This is a genomic window from Rhodosalinus sediminis (genome assembly GCF_003385555.1).
Classification (GTDB): domain Bacteria; phylum Pseudomonadota; class Alphaproteobacteria; order Rhodobacterales; family Rhodobacteraceae; genus Rhodosalinus; species Rhodosalinus sediminis.
Genome location: NZ_QOHR01000090.1, coordinates 1 through 616, shown reverse-complemented (window position 1 = coordinate 616; position 616 = coordinate 1). Strand labels below are relative to the sequence as shown.

Sequence of the window (616 nt, the reverse complement as noted above, 5' to 3'; positions counted from 1 at the left end):
GCGGCGCCGCATGGGCGACGGCGGGGCCGACCGACGCGCTAACTCGGGGAGGCGACGGGCCATCCGACCGGCCCTGTAAAGGCCACCGCGGTGCGCCGGTTCCGCGTGCGAACCGGCGCCCGGGCGCCGGCGGCCCGTCACCAGGCGTTGTAGGCGAGGTACGGACATTTCCACCTTCACCCGGTCGCCCTTCTCGTGGGGCACGCGGGTCACGGACATGTCGAAGTCGATCGCGGACATTATACCGGTGCCGAACTTCTCCTCGATCAGCGCCTTCAGCGTCGGGCCGTAGACGCCGACGATCTCGTAGAAGCGGTAGATGCAGGGATCGGTGGGCACGCTCTGCTCCCAGACCTTGGTCGGCGGCTCGGCGAGGACCGATTCCGCCTCCTGCGGCAGGCCGAGCGCGGCCACCAGCGTCTTGGCCTTGTCCTCCGGAAAGCCGTTCATGCCCATGCAGGCGGAGTACGTCCAGACCGGCGACATGTCGATCCTTTCGGCGATCTCCTCCCATGTGAGCCCTGCCTGCTTCTTGGCGGACAGGATCATCATCGTGACGTCGTCCTTCGTCATCATGCTGGGCACTTCGTAAGGATCGTCTGATCTACCGCTTCGG

At 66.7% G+C, this 616-nt stretch carries 1 protein-coding gene; it reads right to left on the bottom strand.

Annotated features, from left to right (window positions below):
* Positions 1–576: cyanase (cynS, locus tag DRV84_RS15225; protein WP_239995109.1), on the bottom strand; the 576-nt coding region annotated here is incomplete at its 3' end.
* Positions 577–616 lie beyond the last annotated feature (40 nt).